This is a genomic window from Paracoccus sp. S4493 (assembly GCF_000967735.1).
Lineage (GTDB): Bacteria > Pseudomonadota > Alphaproteobacteria > Rhodobacterales > Rhodobacteraceae > Paracoccus > Paracoccus marcusii.
In genome coordinates, this window is the sequence record NZ_JXYF01000010.1 from 24,789 (window position 1) to 45,672 (window position 20,884).

Here is a 20,884-nt window from a genome sequence, read left to right on the forward strand (position 1 = left end):
ATTGCGTTGCAAGCCCAGATGCTTATCCACAAGGAGACTGAGCGATGCAGAAGAAGATCCTGGGCCTGACCGCCGTTCTGGCCATGATGACGCTGGCCGCCTGCGAAACCGTGCAAGGTGCGGGCCGCGACATCTCGACCGCGGGCGCGGTCGTCCAGCAGGAAAGCGCCGAGGCTCAAGCCGGGATGTGATCCTGATCGATCGGCAAGACATGACGGCCCCCCGCAGCGTGCTGCTGGGGGGCTTTCTCATGCGCATGGAACATTGGATAAGGAACCCGATGCCGGTCTGGTCCGTTTGAACGTATCCCTTAAAGAAACGATGAGGCCATCATGCGGATCATCCTGATGGCGCTGCTCGCGCTACCCCTGCCCGCCCACGCTTTCACCGCCCGCAATGGCATGGAGGCCCGTCAGGTCGATGCGACCGATATCGCGGTCCCGTTCGAGGCGGGCCGGACCGACACGGATTACTGGTGCGCTGCCGGCGATCTTGCGCAGCAGGTGATGAACCAGCCGGTCGCGACGCGCATCTGGCGCGCCAGTCCCAAGCCGCGCGAGGCAGGTCAGGGCATCCTGTTCACGTTGGACCCGGCTCGCCAGGCGCACGGCGCAGGCCTGTCCCAGTTCGGATCAGGGCCGCGCGATGGCGCGCTGTCGATCGGTCAGGCCGTGGCCAGCCATTGCCGCATCATCATTCCCTTCATTCGGGATCGATGATCAGTTGTCCATCTTCAGCGCCTGGATGAAGGCGGTCTGCGGAATCTCGACCTTGCCGAACTGACGCATCTTCTTCTTGCCGGCCTTCTGCTTTTCCAGCAGCTTCTTTTTCCGCGTGGCGTCGCCGCCATAGCACTTGGCGGTCACGTCCTTGCGCATGGCCGACAGCGTCTCGCGCGCGATCACGCGGGCACCGATCGCGGCCTGGATCGGGATCTTGAACATGTGCCGCGGGATCAGGTCCTTGAGCTTTTCGACCATCGCGCGGCCACGGCTTTCGGCACGGTCGCGATGAACCATGATCGACAGCGCGTCCACCGGCTCGTCGTTCACCAGGATCGACATCTTGACCAGGAAATCCTCGCGGTACTCACTGATCTGATAGTCGAAGCTGGCATAGCCCTTAGTCACCGACTTCAGCCGGTCATAGAAGTCGAACACGACCTCGGCCAACGGCAGGTCATAGACGACCATCGCGCGGCTGCCCGCATATGTCAGGTCCAGCTGGATGCCGCGGCGGTCCTGGCACAGCTTCAGCACGTCGCCCAGATATTCGTCCGGCACCATGATCGTGGCCTTGATGCGCGGCTCCTCGATATGGTCGACATGGGTCAGGTCCGGCATGTCGGCGGGGTTGTGCAGGTCGCGCACCTCGCCGTCGCGCATATGCAGCTTGAAGACCACCGACGGCGCCGTGGTGATCAGGTCCAGATCGTATTCGCGCTCAAGCCGGTCGCGGATGACCTCAAGGTGCAGAAGCCCCAGGAACCCGCAGCGGAAGCCGAACCCCAGGGCCGCCGACGTCTCCATCTCATAGCTGAAGCTGGCGTCGTTCAGGGCCAGCTTCTCGATGGCGTCGCGCAGGGGTTCGAAATCATTGGCGTCCACCGGGAACAGACCGCAGAACACCACCGGCTGCGCCGGCTTGAAGCCCGGCAACGCCGTGGCACAGGGCTTGCGTTCCTGTGTGATCGTGTCGCCCACGCGCGTATCGCGGACCTGCTTGATCGAGCCGGTAAAGACACCGATCTCTCCCGGGCCCAGTTCGGCGATGTCGACCATCTGCGGCGTCAGGACGGCCAGCTTGTCGATGCGGTGGCTGGCGCCGGTCTGCATCATCTTGATCTGGTCGCCCTTGCGGATCACCCCGTCCATCACGCGGATCATCACGACAACGCCCAGATAGGCGTCGTACCAGCTGTCCACCAGCATCGCCTTCAGCGGCGCGTCGCGGTCGCCCTTGGGCGCGGGCAGGCGCGTGACGATGGCCTCCAGGACGTCCGGGATGCCCAGACCGGTCTTGGCGCTGATCGGAATCGCGTCCTGCGCGTCGATGCCGATGACTTCCTCGATGTTCTCCTTGACGCGGTCGGGCTCGGCCGCGGGCAGGTCGATCTTGTTCAGGACCGGCACGATCTCGTGGCCTGCGTCGATCGCCTGATAGACGTTGGCCAGCGTCTGCGCCTCGACGCCCTGGCTGGCGTCGACGACCAGCAGCGACCCCTCGACCGCGCGCATCGACCGGCTGACCTCATAGGCAAAGTCCACGTGGCCCGGCGTATCGATCAGGTTCAGGACATAGGTCCGGCCGTCCTTGGCCGGATAGCTGATCCGCACCGTGTTGGCCTTGATGGTGATCCCGCGCTCGCGCTCGATATCCATGCTGTCCAGCATCTGGGCCTTCATGTCGCGATCCGCGACAGTGCCCGTGGACTGGATCAGCCGGTCGGCCAAGGTGGATTTCCCGTGGTCGATATGGGCCACGATCGAAAAATTGCGGATGAGGTCAAGGTCGGTCATGGGCGGGCTATACAGCCCCGCAAAGGCCGCGAAAAGAGGGTTTCGCGGCCCTGCGTTATTTGGTGTCAGGGCGCGGTCGGAAGGTCCGCGGCCTTCAGCATCAGGCGCGCGACCTCGGCCGACGAGGCAGGGTTCTGGCCGGTGACCAGGTTGCCATCGGCGACGGCAAAGGGCTGCCAGTCCGGGCCCTTCTGATGATGGCCGCCCTGGGCCTTCAGCTGGTCCTCCAGCATGAACGGGACGACGTCGGACAGGCCGACCGCGTCCTCCTCGCTGTTGGTGAACCCAGCCACGCGACGGCCGTGGACCAGCGGATCACCCGAGGCGAGACGCGCCGACAGCAGGCCCGCCGGCCCGTGGCAGACCGCGCCGACTACCGCACCCTTGTCGAACGCCCGGCCCAGCAGATCGCCCAGCGCCTTCGAATTGGGCAGGTCCCACATCGTGCCGTGACCGCCCGGCAGGAACACGATGTCGCAACCGGACACCTCGACGTCCTCGACCTTGGTGGTGTTCTCCAGCTTGTTCATGACCGCCTCGTCGGCCAGCAGGCGGCGGACCTCGTCGGTCATCGCGTCGCCCTCGGCCGAGGAGGGGTCCGCCGGGGGCTTGCCGCCCTTGATGCTGGCCAGCTCGATCTGCCAGCCCGCGTCCGACAGGATCCAATAGGGGGCGGCCAGCTCCTCCCAATAGAAACCCGTGGGTTTGCCGGTGTCGCCAAGCGTGTCGTGCGAGGTCAGGATGAACAGGGCCTTGGGCATGGTAAACCTCCTTGAGGGATGCAAAAATCACCACGATGCCAGGATGGCGCCATGGCGTTCGGCACGTAAATGTTCCCCGACGCGTCCGGGTTCCCGGTCGCGATGTCGCACCGGCGCGACCATCTGGGTCGCGCGGCCGCCAAGGCCCCTCGATGGGGCCGCAGGCGGCCTCGTCCGCCCAAGCCATGCGTGGGCAGGATCTCAGCCGGGACCGGGTCGCACCAGGCTGTCGACGGGGCGCCTGCGCCGCAGCCCCGCCTCGCGCCACATCGCATATCCCCCCGCCAGCGCGATCAACGCCGCCCCCGCCAATGTGGCCGCATCGGGCCGCTCGCCAAAGATCACCGCCGCCACGACCAACGCAAAGGCCAGCCGCGTGTATCGGAACGGCGCGACGACCGACGCCTGGCCCAGACGCGAGGCCGCCACCAGGGTCGCATAGCCCACGACGCCGAACACCACCGTCCCCGCCAGCAAGACGACCTCGATCGGGCCAGGCATCACCGGCGCGGGCCCGGCCAGCAAGCCCAGCACCACCCCCGCCGGAATCATCGCGCCATAGGCAGAGGCCGACAGTTGATCCGACGCCACCCCAGGCGGAATGCGCCGCGTGGCCAGATCGCGCAGCGTCAGCCCCGCGACGCCCGCCACCGCCCACAGCATTGCGGGCTGGAACGCCGCCGTCCCCGGCCGCAGGATCAGCAGCACCCCCGCGAACCCGACCGCCACCGACAGCCAACGGCGCCAGCCGACCTTTTCGCCCAGAAACAGCGCCGCGCCCAGCACCAGCGTCAGCGGCAGCACCTGCAGGATCGCAGAGGTCACCGCCAGATCACCCACCGCCAGCGCCGTCACCAAGCAGACGGCCCCCACGATCTCTCCGGCATTGCGCAACAGCGCCATGGGATGGATCAGGTCACCGGTCCAAAGACGCCCTCCCCGCCGCGCCAGACGCATCCAGAAGACCACACCCGCGACCACCCCCACCATCGCCAGCAACTGCCACACCGGCATCGTCCGGGTCAGCACCTTGAGAAACGCATCCTCGACCGCGAACATCGCCATCGATGCCGACATGAACAGCGCGGCACGCCCGTTGTCGGTCACGCCGCACCTTCCAGGTCGGCGATCAGCGCGGGCAGTCCGCCCATGTCGGACAGCTGGTGCAGGCGCGGATGATCGGGCGCCTCGGCATGTTCATGGCTCCAGGTCAGGTCATGCGGGATGAAGACCCCCGTCCCGCCCAGATCCAGCACCGGGATCACGTCGCTGCGCATCGAGTTGCCCGCCATCAGGAACCGCGACGGCTCCACCCCCTGCCCCATCAGGACCCGGGCATAGGCCTCGGGCGTCTTGTCGGCCAGGATCTGCACCGCCGCGAATCGCTCGGCCAAGCCGGAGGCTGCGATCTTGCGCTCCTGATCCATCAGGTCGCCCTTGGTGATCAGGATCAGCCGTCGTCCCTCCAGCGCGTCCAGGGCTTGTTCCACCCCCGGCAGCAGGGTCACGGGATGGGCCAGCATCTCGGCGCCCAGGTCCAGGATGCGGGCGATCTGGCGACCCTCGATGCGTCCGTCGGTCAGCTCGATCGCGGTCTGGACCATCGACAGCATGAAGCCCTTGATGCCGTAACCGTAGCGCGCAAGGTTCGCGCTTTCCGTGTCGTACAGCCGCGCCGCGATGGTCTCGGCGTCGCCGTGGTCCGACAGCAGCGCGCAGAACTCGGCCTCGGTGACGCGAAAGAACGTCTCGTTCTCCCACAGCGTGTCGTCGGCATCCAGCCCGATGGCGTCAAACAGGGTCATGTCGTCCTCTTGCGGGCGGCGCCGCGCTGTTTCAGGATCGAACGACCCAGCACAGGAGCGCCCGATGATCTATTCCGTCCCCGACATGAGCTGCGACCACTGCAAGGCCGCGATCGAGGCCGCCGTCGCCGGGGCTGGCGGCCGCGCAACCGTCGATCTGCCCGAAAAGCGCGTCACCGTCGAGGGGCTGGATCCCGCCACCGCGCAATCCGCCCTGACCGCCGCGGGCTTCACCCCCCGCCCGCTGCTTGCCACATGACCCCGATCACCGGGTTCGCCGCGATTGAGCGGCGGGCCGCTTGATGCTAGGATCGCCCGATCGGCCTATGCGGGCAAGAACCGGACCAACCGGCGCGCGGCCGTCCGAGGCATTTCGAGGAGACAGTCCCATGCTGAACCGTTTCGTGATCGCGGCCGCCGCGATCGTCATGACGACCCCCCTGGCCATGGCCGGACCCATCGACAGCGCCTGCGTCCGGTCGGACCGCGCGCGCGGCAACGCACCGCTGTGCGGCTGCATCCAGCAGGTCGCGAACCAGACCCTGTCCCGGTCGGACCAGCGCCAGGCGGCGCAGTTCTTCCGCGAGCCGCATCGCGCCCAAGAGGTCCGCACGTCAAAGCGTGATGCGGACAACGCCTTCTGGGCCCGCTACCGCAATTTTGCGGCGCAATCCGAACGGTTGTGTCGCTGATCTGATCGAACCGGCTGGCCCGGTCGGGTCAGCCGATGCGGGCCAGGATCTCATCCGTCAGCGCGGCCATCTCGGCCATTGCGGGACCCTTGGGGCGTTCGATCGCCCCAAGACCCAGTCCCAGGGTCTCGGCATAGACGACGCGGTTCGCGACCTGCGTGTCGGCCACCTGCGCGCCCAGCTCGGCCGCCTTCTGCGCCACCTCGACTGACAATCGCGTGTTGGGGAGGGTGCGGTTCAGGACCACCAGCACATCCGCCTTGTCGCGCCGCGCCAGATCCAGAACCCCCTCGGTCGCCCACAGGTCGACATGGCTGGTGGCCACCGGCACCACCACCAGATCCGCCACACGCAGCGCCGGGCGCAGGTCGCTGTCGATCTTGGGCGGCGTGTCGATGATGACGTAATCGAACCGACGCTTAAGCTTCTCCGATTCGTAGCTGGCCCCCCAAGCCGACGAGGTCGAAAAATCCATCGCCTCGTCCTCACCCACCGCGGACATGCGTTCCATGAACCAGCGGCCCAGGCTGCCCTGCGGATCGGTGTCGACCAGGGCGACGGAATGACCCCGCGCATGCAGGCTGACCGCCAGATTGACGGCCAGCGTCGTCTTGCCCGATCCGCCCTTTTGCTGAGCCACCGTGATGATCCGACCTGACATTGCGACAATCCCCCGCGTTTGGCCCAGCCTAGGGTCCAACGCGGCCGATTGCACCAAGTTTCTGCATGTGCAGCATCAGGGATGCACGGACTGAACCTCGTACATCACGGGCTCGAACGACTTGCACATTCCGTGGATCTCGCGGTTCCGGCGACGCATCTCGGGGTCGCGCAGCATCGCCTGGTAATCGCGGCGGTCGCGCCACTGCGAATAGGTGGCGATACGGGTCTGCGCGTCGTTCAGATGGATCGCCCCACCCAGGCAGCCGGGCTGTCGGCTGATGACCTGCGCCCACGCCTCGGTCAGCAGGTCCAACACGTCATGCGCGGTACCAGGGGTCACCTCGAAGGTGGTGATGACGGTCTGGCCGTCGAAATCGGGCGTGATGCGGGGCATGGGCTGGCCTTTCATGGGCATGGTCCTGCCACCAGCGTAACCCCCAAGCCCCTTGGCGCAAAGTGCCATTGCAGGGCGCTGCACGATGTGCATCCTGCCGGGACGAAACAGCAAGGACCAGCCATGACCCCGGTATTCGACGGCCACAACGATTTCCTGCAGCGCGTCGTGGCGGCGGGCGCGGATGCCGATCAGCTTTGGCTGCATGGCGACGGCACCGGCCATCTGGACCTGCCCCGGATGCAGGCCGGCGGCATGGTCGGCGGTTTCTTCGCGATCTGGATACCGACACCGGCAGGGCTGGGCGACGACCATGCGATGGACGCGATGGAGAACCCGCCCTTCGAGCTGCCCCTGCCCGCCCAGATCGCGTCCGACGTGGCCCTGCCCCAGGCTTTCGCACAGGCGGCGGCATTGCTGGCGCTGGAGCGGACCGGCACCCTGGATATCGTGCGCGACGCCGCAGGGTTGCGCGCGACCATTGCGGCCGGGAGGATCGCCGCGATCATGCACATGGAGGGGGCCGAGGCGATCCGCGACCGTGATGCGCTGCATTTGTGGCACGCGGCGGGGCTGCGCTCGCTTGGGCCGGTCTGGTCGCGGCCCACCCAGTTCGGCGAGGGCGTGCCCTTTGCCTTTCCCGCCAGCCCCGACATGGGCGGCCCGCTGACCCCCGAAGGTCATGCCCTGGTCGCGGATTGCAACGCGCTTGGCATCATGCTGGACCTGTCGCACCTGAACCAGGCCGGTTTCGACGACGTGGCCCGGCTGTCGGACGCGCCCCTCGTCGCCAGCCACAGCGCCGTGCATGTCCTCAGCGAAAGCAGCCGCAACCTGACCGACCGGCAGCTGCGCCAGATCGCGGACAGCAAGGGCTTGGTCGGACTGAACTTCGCCTCCAGCTTCCTGCGGCCTGACGGGCGGCGCCAGCCGTTGGAGGACCTGGGCATGATGATCCGGCATCTGGATCACCTGCTGGAGCTCCTGGGGGAAGATGGCGTGGCCCTGGGGTCCGATTTCGACGGCGCGCTGATGCCACGTGATCTGCCCGACGCATCGGCGCTGCCCGTGCTGATCAAGGCGATGGACGATGCCGGTTACGGCCCCGACCTGATCCGCAAGATCGCCTGCGACAACTGGATCGGCCTGTTGGAACGCACCTGGCGCTAGGCGGGCCAGGGTTCCGGCCCTGCGTGTCTCACTCGGTTTCGGTCTGGCCGGGCGTCGCGACCTGCGCCACCGCGATCATCTGCGCCAGTTCGGGGTCGGCCGCGGGATCGGCCAGGGCATAACGCTCGGTCAGGTTGGCGGGGGACAGTTCCACCCCGCTGATGACCTGCGCGCCGGGCGCCGCCGGCCCATAGGTCTGGCCGCTGACCGCGAAATAGACCGCGCCCGAATTTCCGGTCCGCAGCACGGGCGGCTGTTCCAGCGGCGGCAGCGCAAAGCGTTCGCCCGCATCCATGATCTTTTCCAGCAGCACCGTGCCGTCCGCCGATGTCACGCGCACCCAGGCCGGACGCGCCGCCATCAGCTCCAACGGGGGCGCATCCGGGGCCAGCGTGCGCACGACGCTTTCCACGGCGGCGGGCTGGGCGGTCTGCAAGGCGCCGATGGCGCCGGGCGTTCCGGTCGGCACCTGTGCCACGCCGGCCTGCTGGGCCAGTGCATTCTGGGGAAGCGGCACCTGCGCGACCTGTCCCGCCGAGGCGATCACATCCTCGACCGTGGCGGAACTGTCCAGCAGACCCGGATCGATCGCCGCGATGGGCCCGTCGCGCGCGGTCAGGACCGGTGCCTCGAGGATCTGCGGACGGTACAGACGATCCAGCGCCTCGGGCTGGGGCAGGCTCAGCGCGATGTCGCTGCCCTGTCCGCCGTCGATGGCAGGGTCTGACAGCCCCGCGCCATGCGTCGGGTCCAGTTCGGCGACCACCGTGGGCAGATCGTCACCCGGGGTCAGCGTGACGCGCTGGACCTCCTGCAGGACGGCCCATCCGCCATAGCCCAGCCCACCGATCAGCGCCATCAGCACGAAGATCGCGCCGATGGCCCGCGGCTCGACCTCGGACAGGAATCCGCGTTCCTGAGGGATGAACAAGGCGCGGGGATTGGCCAGCGCTTCGGCAGGGTCGGACGGACGGCGGCCCGGCTTGGGCCCGGCAGCGGCAGGAGCCATGCCATGCGTCGGCTGAAAGCCAGATTCCTGACAGAACCGCCGAAAGACCCAGTCGGGGTCCATGCCCAGATAACGCGCATAGGAGCGCACATAGCCCGAGATGAAGCTGGGCGCGTCAAAGGCCGAGACGTCGCAGTTCTCGATCGCGGCGACATAGGAGGCACGGATGCGCAATTCGCGCTGGACGTCCAGAAGGGACTTGCCCAACGTCGCCCGCTCTCCGCGCATCAGATCGCCCAACCGCGTGTCATCGTCCAGGAACACTGCCGTATCCCCGACTTGCACGAAATCTTCTGCCGGGTCAGGTGCCCGCAGCCTGCTCATCGCCTATGCCTCATCCGCTTGTTATAGGCTGCCTCCGAATCGAAGGCTACCAAAGCTTCTTTAGCCAAAGGTTATCACGCAGGCGAGAGCAGTTCACCCGTGGATTGCATTACGCGCTCAATTCCGCGCGATTCAGGGCACAGTGCGACCACAGTGCATCCATCGCCCGGACCAGGTGATCGATCTGCTTCGGATCGTGCACCGGCGACGGGGTAAAACGCAGCCGCTCGGTCCCGCGCGGGACCGTGGGGAAGTTGATCGGCTGCACGTAGATGCCGTAATCGCGCAGCAGCATGTCGGACAGCGCCTTGCAATGCACGGGATGACCGACATGGACGGGCACGATATGGCTGCCGTGGTCGATGATCGGCATGCCGAGCGATTTCAGACGCATCTTCAGGATGCGGGCATGCAGCTGCTGCGCATCGCGCAGTTTCTGCCCCTCGGTGGTCTTCAGCAGCGCGATGGACGCCGCGGCGCCCGCTGCAACCGCCGGTGGCAAAGACGTGGTGAAGATGAACCCCGGCGCATAGGACCGGATCGCGTCGCACATCTTGTCGCTGGCCGCGATATAGCCGCCGAACACGCCGAACGCCTTGCCCAGAGTGCCGTTGATGATGTCGATGCGATCCGACAGCCCGTCGCGTTCCGCGACGCCGCCGCCCCGCTTGCCGTACATGCCGACGGCATGAACCTCGTCCAGATAGGTCAGCGCGCCGAACTCGTCGGCCAGATCGCAGAACCCCTCGATCGGACCGAAATCGCCGTCCATCGAATAGATGGATTCGAAGGCGATCAGCTTGGGCGCGTCCGGGTCGTCCGCGGCCAGCAGCTCGCGCAGATGCGCCAGATCGTTGTGCCGGAAGATGCGCTTGGCGCCGCCATTGCGCTTGATCCCCTCGATCATGGACGCGTGGTTCAGCTCGTCCGAATAGATGATCAGGCCGGGAAACAGCTTGGGCAGCGTCGACAGCGTCGCGTCATTCGCGATGTAGGCGCTGGAGAAGACCAGCGCCGCCTGCTTGTCGTGCAGGTCCGCCAGTTCGGATTCCAGGCGCTTGTGATAGACCGTGGTACCGCTGATATTGCGCGTGCCGCCGGACCCCGCACCGGTGGCGTCCAGCGCCTCGTGCATCGCGGCCAGGACGGTCGGGTGCTGACCCATGCCCAGATAGTCGTTTCCGCACCACACGGTGATTTCCTGGCGTTCGCCGTCGGGGCGATTCCAGACCGCCTGCGGGAACCGGCCCTGCGCACGTTCGATGTCGATGAAGGTGCGATAGCGCCCTTCCTCGTGCAGACGTGCAAGGGCCTTGTCCAAGGCGACATCATATTTCATGGCGGGCGATCCCTTGCATAGCTGGCTGGGTGCGATCATTCTCCGACCGCGCGCTTTCTGCCTTGATAGAGGTCAAGGCGCGAAAAAAACAGGCCGAAAACGTCGCAATTCGACGAAAGGCGCAGGCAGAAACCTGAAATCGACACCGCAAGAGGTAGGAATCATGGGCGAACACGCAAGGCTGCAGGACATCCTGACGCATCTGGACCAGGGGTTGGAGGATGCGCTGGCACGGCTGATGCGTTTTCTGAAGATCCCGTCCATCTCGACCGATCCGGCGCATGCGGGCGATGTGCGGACTGCCGCCGAATGGCTGGCACAGGAACTGCGCGACCTGGGCTTCGACACCCAGGTCCACGACACGCCCGGCCATCCGATGATCACCGCCCGCAGCCCCCGGGGCGATGCGCGCCCGCTGCTGTTCTATGGTCATTACGACGTGCAGCCGGTGGATCCGCTGTCCCTGTGGGACCGCCCGCCCTTCGAACCGGCGATCGAGGATACGCCCCAAGGGCGCGTGATCCGCGCCCGCGGCGCGTCTGACGACAAGGGCCAGCTGATGACCTTCGTCGAGGCGTTCCGCGCCTGGAAGGCCGTGCATGGCGCCCTGCCCACCGACCTGATCCTGCTGTTCGAGGGCGAGGAAGAGTCCGGCTCTCCGTCGTTGCGGCCGTTCCTGATCGAACATGCCGCCAGCCTGCGCGCCGATCTGGCGATGATCTGCGACACCGCGCGCTATGCCGACGGGCGGCCCGCCATCACCACCCAGCTGCGCGGGCTGGTGGGACAGGAGGTCGTGATCCACGCCGCCGATCGCGACCTGCATTCCGGCAGCTTCGGTGGGCTGGCGGCGAACCCGATCATGATCCTGGCGCAGGCGCTGGCGGCGCTGAAGGACGACACGGGTCGCGTCACCCTGCCCGGCTTCTATGACGGCGTGGCGGATCTGTCGCCAGAGTTGGCGCGCGACTGGCAGGCACTGAATTTCGACGCCGCCGACTATCTGTCGCGCGTGGGACTGTCCCAACCCATCGGCGAACGGGGCCGCACCGCGTTGGAGATGGTGTGGAACCAGCCCACGGCCGAGATCAACGGCATCGCCGGCGGCTATGCAGGCGCGGGGTTCAAGACCGTTCTGCCGGCGACGGCACGCGCCAAGGTCAGCTTCCGCCTGACGGGCACCCAGGACCCGCAGGCGGTGCGCCAGGCGTTCCAGGATCATGTCCGCCGCTTCGTTCCCGCCGATTGCCGGGTGGAATTCCACGACCACGGCGCCGGGCCCGCCAGCGTCATGGACATCAGCGATCCGGCGTTCGGCCAGGCCAAGGATGCGCTGACGCAGGAATGGGGCCAGGAGGCCGCCTATATCGGCGGCGGCGGGTCGATCCCCATCGCGGGCGATTTCAAGGAGCTGCTGGGCATGGATTCGATGCTGGTGGGATTTGCCCGCGACGACGACCGCATCCATTCACCGAACGAAAAGTACGACGTGGAAAGCTTTGCCAAGGGCGCGCGGTCCTGGGCGCGCATCCTGTCGGCCCTGCGCTGACATGAAAAAGGGGGCCCGATCCGGCCCCCTTTCCCCAACTTGATCCGGTCTCAGCCCTGCGCGCTGCAATAGCTTTGGCTGGAGGTCCAGGCGGCGATGTCCGCGCGCTTCTTGCTGCTGCGCATCGGCGCCCAGTCCCGCGCGACGCCGCGCCAGCCGTTGTCGTCACGGGCGACGGCGTTGTCGCGTCCCACCTGCTGCGCAGCGATCTTGACCGCGCAGGCCATGTTGTCGGCGCCGTTGCGGATGTTGCCGGTGCAGTCATAGTTGCGCCATGTCGCCGGCGCGATCTGCATCAGGCCGATCCATTTGCCACCGCCGCCGGCGGCCTGCGGATTGAAGGTGCTTTCATGCCGCGCGACGGCCGACAGCAGCCCCGCCCAGAACGCCTTGCGGCCGGTGGGAGCAAGCTGGCGATAGTTGGGGCAGAACTCCGCGATGTCATGAGGGACGCTGGACAGCATCGTCACGCCTTCACGGTCAAGCGCCTCCATCGTGGCGCGGGTCCATTCGTCAGAGCCATTGCGCTCTCCCCACCGCATCGGGGGCACCTGGGCCAGGGCCATCTCCTGTGCCTCGACCTGGGCGTCGGTCGGACCCGACGGGGTCGTGGAACAGGCGGCCACCAGGGCTAGGGCGGCAAGGGAAAGCGCGGCGCGCATGGTTACCTCAAAGGGTGGTTTCGTCGTCCTCTGCCATAGCGTGTGTCGAATATCCTGCAAGAAGAAGGATTTGCCTCGGCGGGAACCTGCCGCGACGCGAAAGGCACATGGTCGGAAATCCGCCGACGGCCCTGGACGAACACCGCCGTTCATTCGAATTTTACGCATTGCACGGCGCCCGTGATGATTCGCGCGGCAGTGGCGGGCGGGGCCGTGACAATGCCGTGGCCTTGCCCTAAAACCGCCGCCAGACCGTTTGCCGCCAAAGAGGCCCGCCATGCTTGACCTGACCTTCACCGCCCCGCAGCCGAAAGTGATCCAAGGCGCGCAAGGCGATTGGGAGCTGGTGATCGGGCTGGAGGTTCACGCCCAGGTCGCATCGAACGCCAAGCTGTTTTCCGGCGCGTCGACCCGTTTCGGGTCCGAGCCCAACAGCAACGTGGCCTTCGTCGATGCGGCCATGCCGGGCATGCTGCCGGTCATCAACGAATTCTGCGTGGCGCAGGCGGTCCGCACCGGCCTGGGCCTGAAGGCCCAGATCAACCTGCGCAGCGCGTTCGACCGCAAGAACTATTTCTATCCCGACCTGCCGCAGGGCTATCAGATCAGCCAGCTGTACCACCCCATCGTGGGCGAGGGAGAGATCATCGTCGACATGGCCCCCGGCGTCGCCCGCCGCGTCCGCGTCGAGCGCATCCACCTTGAACAGGACGCGGGCAAGTCGATCCACGACATGGACCCGACCATGTCCTTCGTCGATTTGAACCGCACCGGCGTCGCCCTGATGGAAATCGTCAGCCGCCCCGACATCCGCGGCCCCGAGGAGGCCGCCGCCTATGTCGTCAAGCTGCGCCAGATCCTGCGATATCTGGGCACCTGCGACGGCAACATGCAGAACGGCAACCTGCGTGCCGACGTCAACGTCAGCGTTTGCAAGCCCGGCGATTACGAACGGTTCCAGGAGACCGGCGATTTCGGCCATCTGGGCACGCGCTGCGAGATCAAGAACATGAACTCGATGCGCTTCATCCAGGCGGCCATCGACTATGAGGCCCGGCGCCAGATCGCGATCCTGGAGGATGGCGGAAAGATCGTCCAGGAGACGCGCCTTTATGATCCCGACAAGGGAGAGACGCGGTCGATGCGGTCGAAGGAGGAGGCGCATGATTACCGCTACTTCCCCGACCCCGACCTTCTGCCGCTGGAGATCGAGCAGGCCTGGGTGGATGACATCGCGGCATCCATGCCCGAACTGCCCGATGAGAAGAAGGCCCGCTTCGTGCAGGGCATGGGCCTGTCGGAATACGATGCGGGCGTGCTGACCGCAGAGGTCGAGAACGCCGACTACTTCGAGGCCGTGGCATCGGGCCGCGACGGGAAGATGGCCGCGAACTGGGTCATCAACGAGTTGTTCGGCCGCCTGAACAAGGAAGGTCTGACCATCGCGACCTCTCCGGTGTCCGCCGCGCAGTTGGGCGGCGTGATCGACCTGATCGCATCGGATGCGATTTCCGGCAAGATCGCCAAGGACCTGTTCGAGATCCTGTGGACCGAAGGCGGCGACCCCGCCCGGATCGTCGAGGAACGCGGCATGAAGCAGGTCACCGACCTTTGCGCGATCGAGGCCGCGGTCGATCAGATCATTGCCGACAACCCCGCCCAGGTCGAGAAGGCGCGCGCCAACCCCAAGCTGGCGGGCTGGTTCGTGGGCCAGGTGCTGAAGGCCACCGGCGGCAAGGCGAATCCCGCCGCCGTCAACGACATGGTCGCCCGGAAACTGGCTCTGTGACCCTTATCCCATCGCGACAGGACGCCGACATGCGCTTTGAATATTCCGTCATCCCCGCGCCGACCAAGACGGAGAAGGCCCGCGAGGCAAAGACGCCGACCGATCGGTATGCCCTGTCGCTGACGGCAGAGCTGAACCGCATGTCGGCCGAGGGCTGGGAATACGTGCGTGCCGATGTCCTGCCAAGCGAGGAGCGCAGCGGCCTGACCGGGCGCACCACGGTTTATCATAATGTGCTGGTGTTCCGCCGCCCGCACAGCGTCGATCCCGAACTGCGCCGCCTGCCCCAGCCCGAGGCACCCGAGGCCGCGCCCCCGGTCCCCGATGCGATGACCGACCGCCCGTAAGGGTCAGGCGGCCGCGCTGAGCGGTTCGGGGCAGAACGGCACGACCTCGACCCGGCCACGCTCGAACGTGCAGAAGCTGCCGGGGGGAACCTCGGTCCAGTCCGCCTCGTCACTCTCCAGCGGTTCGGACACGACGGCCCAACCCTGACGGCTTTCCGACCACCGATGGTACAGCGACGGCGCCTGGTCGTCGCTGCTGTAGCGCAAAGCGTACAGCCGCTCTCCGTCCGACAGGGCGCAGGCGGCGCGGACATGCGGTGCGCATCCGCGCTGACGCGCCAATGTGCCCAACAGCCCAAGCGCCCGTTCCATCGCAACCTTGGGGTTCTGGTCCAGCCCGCATCCCAGGGCGACCAGGAACAGCGCCTCGCTGTCGGTCGCGCCCTTGCGGTGGGGATAGTATTCGTCCGGGATCAGCACGTCGGCATGACGTCGGAAGGCGTCATAGCCGCCGAACTGGCCATTATGCATGAAGCTCCATCGACCGACGGCAAAGGGATGGCAGTTGTTGCGGCTGGTCGCCGTCCCCGTCGACGCCCGCACATGCGCCATGAACAGGCCGGACCGCACCTGCGCCACAAGGCTGCGCAGGTTCGGGTCGGACCAGGCCGGCATGACATCGCGGTACAGCCCCGGTTCGGGACGTTCGCCGTACCACGCGATGCCGAAGCCGTCGGCATTCACCGGCGTATGGCACCGCATTGCACCCTGGCTTTGCCGGATCAGCGAATGCGCTGGCCGGCTGACGATATCCTCCAGAAAGATCGGTGCGCCCAGATAGGCGGCCCAACGACACATGCCCTGCCCCTTCACGTCTCTTTTGTGACAGGACTAGCACGAAAGTCTGAAGGTTTCACCTATTCCGTAGGGGGTGCGGCCTCTTCCACGATGACAAGATCGCGTTCGCTGGCCCCTTTGGCATGCGCAAGCGCCGCCTGGTACTCGGTGCTGTGATAACAGGCAACGGCCGCATCAAGTGACGGGAACCGCGCGACCACGTGGCGGGCGCGGTCCGCCCCCTCCAGCACGTGATAGCGGCCGGCGCGGGCCAGGAACACACCGCCATGGGCGGCGATCGCAGGGCCCGCCGCCTTGGCATAAAGGCCATAGGCGTCCGGGTCCGTCACGGTCACATGGGCAATCCAAAGCGCTGTCATTTGCTGTCCTCGATGATCTTGCGGGCGTCCTGGAACGCCGTTTCCGCGGCCGCCAGAGAGGGCGCGCCACCCTGTGCCCGGTCGGGGCGGCCGCCACCGCCCTTACCGCCCAGTGCAGCCGTCGCAGCCTGCACCAGCGCCACGGCGCTGATGCGACCGGTCAGATCGGGCGTGACGCCCGCGGCCACGGTGGCCTTGCCGCCATCCTCGGCCAGCACCAGAACGGCGCCGCTGCCCAGGGATGCCTTCATCTCGTCGACCAGCGCACCCAGTTCCTTGCCGCCCACGCCCTCGACCTTGCGGGCGATGAACTTGACGCCCGCGATCTCCTCGGCCTCGTCGCCGCCGCCCATCGCCAGCTGCCGCTTCAGCTGCGCGACCTCGTTGGCCAGCGCCTTGCGTTCGTCGGCCAGCGCGCGGACGCGGGTCACCACCTCGGCGGACTGCGCCTTGAGGATGCCCGCGATCTCGGCCAGGCGGCTGTCCGCATCGCGCAGATGCGCCAGCGCCGCCTGTCCGGTCAGCGCCTCGATCCGCCGGACACCCGCGCTGGAGGCTGCGTCGCCCAACAGCACGAACGCCCCTATATCGCCGGTCCGCGCGACATGCGTGCCGCCGCACAGCTCCAGCGAATAGGTCGCCCCGTCGGCGCCCTTGCCGCTGCCGGGCTGCGCGCCCATCAACACGACGCGAACCTCGTCGCCGTATTTCTCTCCGAACAGCGCCTGCGCCCCCAGGGCGCGTGCATCGTCAGGCGTCATGATCCGGGTCTCGACCGGGCTGTTCTGGCGCACATAGCCGTTCACCTCGGCCTCGATCGCCGCAAGCTGCTCGGCGGTGACCGCATGATTGTGGCTGAAGTCGAACCGCAGCCGGTCCGGCGCGTTCAGGCTGCCCCGCTGCGCGACGTGATCGCCAAGGGCCCCGCGCAGCGCCTCGTGCAGCAGGTGCGTTGCCGAGTGGTTCGCGCGGATCGCCGACCGGCGGTCGTGATCGACCGACAGCTGCGCCCCCTGGCCACGGCTGATGGTGCCCATCGTGACCTCGGCCTGATGGATAAAGACGCCGGCAACCTTCTTGGTGTCGGTGACGCGCGCCGCGCCCGTTTCGGTCCGGATCAGGCCATGATCGCCGACCTGCCCGCCGCTTTCGGCATAGAAGGGCGACTGGTTCACCACGATGGCGACCTTGGCCCCCTCGCCCGCCTCGGCCGCGTCGGCGCCGTCGATCACCAGCGCGGTGATCTGGCCCTCGGCCTCCTCGGTATCATAGCCCAGGAACTCGGTGACGCCGTGCTTTTCGGCCAGCTCGAACCAGATGGTCGCATCCGCGGCCTCACCGGAACCCGACCATGCGGCACGGGCCATGCGTTTCTGCTCGGCCATCGCCGCGTCGAACCCCTCGGTCTGCACCGCGCGGCCCTTTTCGCGCAGCGCGTCCTGGGTCAGGTCCAGCGGAAATCCGAACGTGTCGTACAGCTTGAACGCGGCCTCGCCCGGCAGGTCGGCCCCTTCGGGCAGGCGCGCCAGTTCGTCGTCCAGCAGGCGCAGACCCCGGTCCAGCGTCTGGCGGAACCGCGTCTCCTCGGACCGCAGGGTCTCCTCGATCATCGCCTGCGCGCGTGTCAGCTCCGGATAGGCCGCACCCATCTGGCGCACCAATACGGGCACCAGCTTGTGCATGACCGGGTCCTGCGCGCCCAGCATGTGCGCATGGCGCATCGCGCGGCGCATGATCCGGCGCAGCACGTAACCGCGGCCCTCGTTCGAGGGCATCACCCCGTCCGCGATCAGGAAGCTGGTCGACCGCAGGTGATCCGCGATCACCCGGTGATGCACCTTGCCCGGCCCGTCGGGATCCGCGCTGGTCGCATGGGCCGAGGCCTCGATCAGCGACCGCATCAGGTCGGTGTCATAGTTGTCGTGCTTGCCCTGCAGCAGCGCGCCGATCCGCTCCAGCCCCATGCCGGTGTCGATGGACTGCATGTCCAACGCGCGCATCGAGCCGTCCTCGAACTGCTCGTTCTGCATAAAAACCAGGTTCCAGATCTCGATGAAGCGGTCGCCATCCTCGTCCGGGCTGCCCGGAGGGCCGCCGGGGATCTTGTCGCCATGATCGAAGAAGATCTCGGTGCAGGGGCCGCAGGGACCGGTCGGGCCCATCTGCCAGAAATTGTCCGATGTCGGGATACGGATGATGCGGTCGTCGGACAGGCCCGCGACCTTCTTCCAGATCTGCACGGCCTCATCGTCGATGTGATAGACCGTGACCAGCAGGCGATCCTTGGGGATCGCGAAATCGCGGGTCAGCAACTCCCAGGCATGCGCGATCGCCTGGTCCTTGAAATAGTCGCCAAAGCTGAAATTTCCCAGCATCTCGAAGAACGTGTGGTGCCGCGCCGTATAGCCCACATTGTCCAGGTCGTTGTGCTTGCCGCCGGCACGAACGCATTTCTGCGCGCTGGTGGCGCGATTGTAGTCGCGCGTCTCGACCCCGGTGAACAGGTTCTTGAACTGCACCATGCCGGAATTCGCGAACATCAGCGTGGGGTCGTTGCGCGGGACTAGCGGGCTGCTGTCCACGACCCGGTGGCCGTTCCTTTCGAAATAGCCAAGGAAAGTCGAGCGGATGTCATTCAGACTGGGCATGGCGGGCCTTCATCGCAAAAGTGTCTCCGGCCAAGCCGGGCTGCCGATGGTCTATCGCCCGGCCGCTGCCCTGTCCAGCAACCGGCATGCGAAAAGGCGCAGGGTCTCCCCCGCGCCCGTCCGTTGTGATGGCAGCGACCTTATTCGGTCAGCGAGTCGTCGTCGCCGCTGTCCGACCCTTCGCCGACGCCAAATTCCAGGCCATGGCTGGCGCGGATCTTGTCCTCGATGGCAAAGGCCACCTCGGGGCGGTCGCGCAGGAACTGCTTGGCGTTCTCGCGGCCTTGGCCGATGCGCTCGTCACCATAAGAATACCAAGCGCCCGACTTCTCGACCACGCCGGCCTTGACGCCAAGGTCGATCAGTTCGCCGACCTTGCTGATGCCCTCTCCGTACATGATGTCGAACTCGACCTGCCGGAAGGGGGGCGCGACCTTGTTCTTGACCACCTTGACGCGGGTGGCGTTGCCCACGACCTCGTCGCGGTCCTTAACCGCGCCGGTGCGGCGGATGTCCAAGCGAACCGAGGCATAGAACTTCAGCGCGTTGCCGCCGGTTGTGGTCTCGGGGTTGCCGAACATGACGCCGATCTTCATGCGGATCTGGTTGATGAAGATCACCATGCAGTTCGAACGCCCGATGCTGGCGGTCAGCTTGCGCATGGCCTGGCTCATCAGGCGGGCCTGGCTGCCCATCTGCATGTCGCCCATGTCGCCCTCGATCTCGGACTTGGGCGTCAGCGCCGCGACCGAGTCGACCACGACCAGGCTGACCGCGCCCGACCGCACCAGCGTGTCCACGATCTCCAGCGCCTGCTCGCCCGTGTCGGGCTGGCTGATCAGCAGTTCGTCCAGGTTCACGCCCAGCTTCTTGGCATATTGCGGGTCCAGCGCGTGTTCCGCGTCGACGAAGGCGCAGACGCCGCCCTTCTTCTGCTCCTCGGCCACGACATGCAGCGTCAGCGTCGTCTTGCCCGAGCTTTCCGGCCCGAAGATCTCGATGATCCGGCCCTTGGGCAGGCCGCCGATGCCCAACGCGATGTCCAGACCCAGCGACCCGGTCGATGTCGACTCGATCTCGGCCACGGGATTGTCCTTGCCCAGCTTCATGATCGAGCCCTTGCCGAACTGCCGTTCGATCTGGGCCAGGGCGCTGTCCAGCGCCTTCTGCTTGTCCGCCGCGCGTTTGTCCGTCATGTCGAAGATGCTCGCCTGTGCCATGTGATCCCCACGTTATTTCACAGCCCTCCGGGCGGGGCAATCAATTCGACCGACCGGATGTTCTTGTCTTGTTCACCACTAGATGCGCCATCCTTAACCGGTTTTCAAGGATGTTGTGGACGATTGTCGATTCGTCTTCGCCAGCATCGCGCGGACAGGGTTAACAAAGCGTTTACAGCCTTTGGCAGGCCCGCTATCCAACGCCTCCGTGCATCTGCAACACCATGATCGGACGACAGGCATGCTGATATTCTGGGACCAGAGACTGGTGTTTCTCGCCACGCCCAAGGCCGGCTCGACGGCGATCGAGGTTGCGCTCGAGTCGCTGGCCTCGGCGTCGCTGCTGCGACCGGACGCGCTCAAGCACACGGATATCGCCACCTATCGCCGTTTCGTCGGCCCGTGGCTTTCCGCGCAGACCGGTGCGGATTTCACCACGGTCGCCCTGATGAGAGAGCCGGTGGACTGGCTGCGCAGCTGGTACCGCTTCAAGCTGCGCGACGATCATGACGATCCGCGCCATGCCATGGACGGCATCAGCTTTTCCGGTTTCGCAACGCGTTACGCCGCAGGCCAGCACCCCGAAATCGGCAGCCAGAGCGCGTTTCTGACGGACGGCGATCATCGCGTCGACTGCATCTTCCGCTACGAGGACATCGCCAGCTTCGTGGATTTCCTGGAGACGCGACTTGATTGCGCGATCGAGCTGCCGCGCATCAACGTGCCGCCCAGTGTCGACGTCCATCTGCCCGAACCGGCCGAGGCGCAGCTGCGCCACGCGATGGCCCGCGACCTGGACGTATACGCGTCCTTGCACAGCCGCAGCTGATCCGCGC

The 20,884-nt window shown here is 66.4% G+C and carries 22 protein-coding genes; 9 read left to right on the forward strand and 13 right to left on the reverse strand.

The window, feature by feature from the left end; genetic code table 11:
* The first annotated feature begins 44 nt into the window (after positions 1-44).
* Together TW83_RS19555 and TW83_RS02615 are read left to right on the forward strand one after the other, a co-directional pair.
* Complete coding sequence (locus tag TW83_RS19555) at positions 45-191, forward strand: entericidin A/B family lipoprotein (protein ID WP_064503532.1); 147 nt, start codon at positions 45-47, stop codon at positions 189-191.
* Between the two features lie 141 nt (positions 192-332).
* A complete protein-coding gene (locus TW83_RS02615; RefSeq protein ID WP_052714594.1) occupies positions 333-719 on the forward strand; it encodes a hypothetical protein in 387 nt (128 codons plus the stop codon).
* Here TW83_RS02615 and lepA read toward each other — a convergent pair whose 3' ends face one another.
* From lepA to TW83_RS02635, 4 genes are all read right to left on the reverse strand, one after another.
* Positions 720-2,519, reverse strand: a complete 1,800-nt coding sequence (lepA, locus tag TW83_RS02620; protein ID WP_045981217.1) for a translation elongation factor 4 — start codon at positions 2,517-2,519, stop codon at positions 720-722.
* A 65-nt stretch (positions 2,520-2,584) separates the two neighbouring features.
* Positions 2,585-3,280 carry a type 1 glutamine amidotransferase domain-containing protein gene (locus TW83_RS02625; RefSeq protein ID WP_045981218.1) on the reverse strand — a complete coding sequence of 232 codons (696 nt, stop codon included), beginning with the start codon at positions 3,278-3,280 and terminating at the stop codon, positions 2,585-2,587.
* Positions 3,281-3,481: 201 nt separating this feature from the next.
* Positions 3,482-4,387, reverse strand: a complete 906-nt coding sequence (locus TW83_RS02630; protein WP_239441268.1) for a DMT family transporter — start codon at positions 4,385-4,387, stop codon at positions 3,482-3,484.
* Complete coding sequence (locus TW83_RS02635) at positions 4,384-5,085, reverse strand: HAD family hydrolase (RefSeq protein ID WP_045981219.1); 702 nt, start codon at positions 5,083-5,085, stop codon at positions 4,384-4,386. Before TW83_RS02635 ends, TW83_RS02630 begins: the two co-directional genes overlap by 4 nt.
* A gap of 64 nt (positions 5,086-5,149) precedes the next feature.
* Here TW83_RS02635 and TW83_RS02640 point away from each other — a divergent pair, with 64 nt between their 5' ends.
* On the forward strand, positions 5,150-5,344 hold the full coding sequence (locus tag TW83_RS02640; protein ID WP_045981220.1) for a cation transporter: 195 nt from the start codon (positions 5,150-5,152) through the stop codon (positions 5,342-5,344).
* A 130-nt stretch (positions 5,345-5,474) separates the two neighbouring features.
* The gene (locus tag TW83_RS02645; protein ID WP_052714596.1) at positions 5,475-5,777 is read left to right on the forward strand and encodes a hypothetical protein; all 303 of its coding nucleotides are present in this window, start codon (positions 5,475-5,477) and stop codon (positions 5,775-5,777) included.
* A gap of 28 nt (positions 5,778-5,805) precedes the next feature.
* On the opposite strand, the gene parA is transcribed toward TW83_RS02645, so the two are convergent.
* Complete coding sequence (parA, locus tag TW83_RS02650; protein ID WP_045981221.1) at positions 5,806-6,438, reverse strand: ParA family partition ATPase; 633 nt, start codon at positions 6,436-6,438, stop codon at positions 5,806-5,808.
* Positions 6,439-6,513: 75 nt separating this feature from the next.
* Complete coding sequence (locus TW83_RS02655; RefSeq protein WP_045981336.1) at positions 6,514-6,834, reverse strand: antibiotic biosynthesis monooxygenase family protein; 321 nt, start codon at positions 6,832-6,834, stop codon at positions 6,514-6,516.
* 123 nt (positions 6,835-6,957) lie between these two features.
* On the opposite strand from TW83_RS02655, the gene TW83_RS02660 reads away from it, so the two are divergent.
* Complete coding sequence (locus TW83_RS02660) at positions 6,958-8,004, forward strand: membrane dipeptidase (RefSeq protein WP_045981222.1); 1,047 nt, start codon at positions 6,958-6,960, stop codon at positions 8,002-8,004.
* 28 nt (positions 8,005-8,032) lie between these two features.
* On the opposite strand, the gene TW83_RS02665 is transcribed toward TW83_RS02660, so the two are convergent.
* A complete protein-coding gene (locus TW83_RS02665; RefSeq protein WP_239441269.1) occupies positions 8,033-9,277 on the reverse strand; it encodes a helix-turn-helix domain-containing protein in 1,245 nt (414 codons plus the stop codon).
* A gap of 169 nt (positions 9,278-9,446) precedes the next feature.
* Positions 9,447-10,676 carry a 5-aminolevulinate synthase gene (gene hemA / locus TW83_RS02670; RefSeq protein WP_045981223.1) on the reverse strand — a complete coding sequence of 410 codons (1,230 nt, stop codon included), beginning with the start codon at positions 10,674-10,676 and terminating at the stop codon, positions 9,447-9,449.
* A gap of 163 nt (positions 10,677-10,839) precedes the next feature.
* Between hemA and TW83_RS02675 the strand changes: the two genes are divergently transcribed.
* Positions 10,840-12,225 carry a M20/M25/M40 family metallo-hydrolase gene (locus TW83_RS02675; protein ID WP_045981224.1) on the forward strand — a complete coding sequence of 462 codons (1,386 nt, stop codon included), beginning with the start codon at positions 10,840-10,842 and terminating at the stop codon, positions 12,223-12,225.
* A 50-nt stretch (positions 12,226-12,275) separates the two neighbouring features.
* Here TW83_RS02675 and TW83_RS02680 read toward each other — a convergent pair whose 3' ends face one another.
* On the reverse strand, positions 12,276-12,887 hold the full coding sequence (locus TW83_RS02680) for a transglycosylase SLT domain-containing protein (RefSeq protein ID WP_045981225.1): 612 nt from the start codon (positions 12,885-12,887) through the stop codon (positions 12,276-12,278).
* Between the two features lie 277 nt (positions 12,888-13,164).
* Here TW83_RS02680 and gatB point away from each other — a divergent pair, with 277 nt between their 5' ends.
* A complete protein-coding gene (gene gatB, locus TW83_RS02685; protein WP_045981226.1) occupies positions 13,165-14,676 on the forward strand; it encodes an Asp-tRNA(Asn)/Glu-tRNA(Gln) amidotransferase subunit GatB in 1,512 nt (503 codons plus the stop codon).
* A gap of 29 nt (positions 14,677-14,705) precedes the next feature.
* Positions 14,706-15,023 (forward strand): DUF4177 domain-containing protein, encoded by a 318-nt coding sequence (locus TW83_RS02690; RefSeq protein ID WP_045981227.1) that lies wholly within the window; start codon positions 14,706-14,708, stop codon positions 15,021-15,023.
* A gap of 3 nt (positions 15,024-15,026) precedes the next feature.
* Here the strand turns inward: TW83_RS02690 and TW83_RS02695 are convergent, their stop codons facing one another.
* The 4 genes from TW83_RS02695 to recA form a co-directional block, all read right to left on the reverse strand.
* Positions 15,027-15,821, reverse strand: coding sequence for a class II glutamine amidotransferase (locus TW83_RS02695; protein ID WP_045981228.1), 795 nt, complete (start codon positions 15,819-15,821; stop codon positions 15,027-15,029).
* A gap of 59 nt (positions 15,822-15,880) precedes the next feature.
* Positions 15,881-16,180 (reverse strand): DUF1330 domain-containing protein, encoded by a 300-nt coding sequence (locus TW83_RS02700; protein WP_045981229.1) that lies wholly within the window; start codon positions 16,178-16,180, stop codon positions 15,881-15,883.
* Positions 16,177-18,828: an alanine--tRNA ligase gene (alaS, locus tag TW83_RS02705; protein ID WP_045981230.1), complete on the reverse strand. Its 2,652-nt coding sequence runs from the start codon at positions 18,826-18,828 to the stop codon at positions 16,177-16,179. Before alaS ends, TW83_RS02700 begins: the two co-directional genes overlap by 4 nt.
* A 140-nt stretch (positions 18,829-18,968) precedes the next feature.
* The gene (gene recA, locus TW83_RS02710) at positions 18,969-20,048 is read right to left on the reverse strand and encodes a recombinase RecA (protein WP_045981231.1); all 1,080 of its coding nucleotides are present in this window, start codon (positions 20,046-20,048) and stop codon (positions 18,969-18,971) included.
* Between the two features lie 241 nt (positions 20,049-20,289).
* Between recA and TW83_RS02715 the strand changes: the two genes are divergently transcribed.
* The gene (locus TW83_RS02715; protein ID WP_045981232.1) at positions 20,290-20,877 is read left to right on the forward strand and encodes a hypothetical protein; all 588 of its coding nucleotides are present in this window, start codon (positions 20,290-20,292) and stop codon (positions 20,875-20,877) included.
* Positions 20,878-20,884: the final 7 nt, after the last annotated feature.